The following is a 432-nucleotide window of genomic DNA, read 5'->3' as shown; positions in this document are numbered from 1 at the left end:
GGAACCTCCCGGCGCGCCACGCTTGAGGAGGGCGAGGAACCGTTCAACGCGCAGGAATATTTCATGACCAATCCGAGCCTTTCCGGACGCGGTGATGCGCTGAAATCGCATGCGCCCAAGCGCATCGCGCAGTTCAAGCGCCGCAAGAAAAACGCCGCAGCGACCGGCTGATGATTTCAACGTCCCAGGGCCGGCTTCAGGACCGCCGACCGCTGTCCATCATCGACATCGGGTCGAACTCGATCCGTCTTGTCGTCTATGAGGGGCTGGCGCGCTCGCCGACCGCGCTGTTCAACGAAAAGATGCTGGCCGGCCTCGGTCGCGGCATCGTCTCGACCGGAAAGCTCGATCCCGAGGCGGTGACCCGCTCGATGGAGGAGTTTCGGCGTTTCCGCGCGCTGTCCGAGCAGGTCGGCGCCGAGCAAATGTATG

General features: G+C 63.7%; 1 pseudogene. It reads left to right on the top strand.

Features of this window, described 5'->3' with window-relative positions:
- Window positions 1-170: 170 nt before the first annotated feature.
- Window positions 171-432, top strand: a pseudogene (locus EOA86_RS38150) (exopolyphosphatase); the annotation flags it as partial.

The sequence above is a fragment of the Mesorhizobium sp. M5C.F.Ca.IN.020.32.2.1 genome, from assembly GCF_004023105.1.
Classification (GTDB): Bacteria; Pseudomonadota; Alphaproteobacteria; order Rhizobiales; family Rhizobiaceae; genus Mesorhizobium; species Mesorhizobium wenxiniae.
This window is presented reverse-complemented; position numbering and strand designations above follow the sequence as displayed.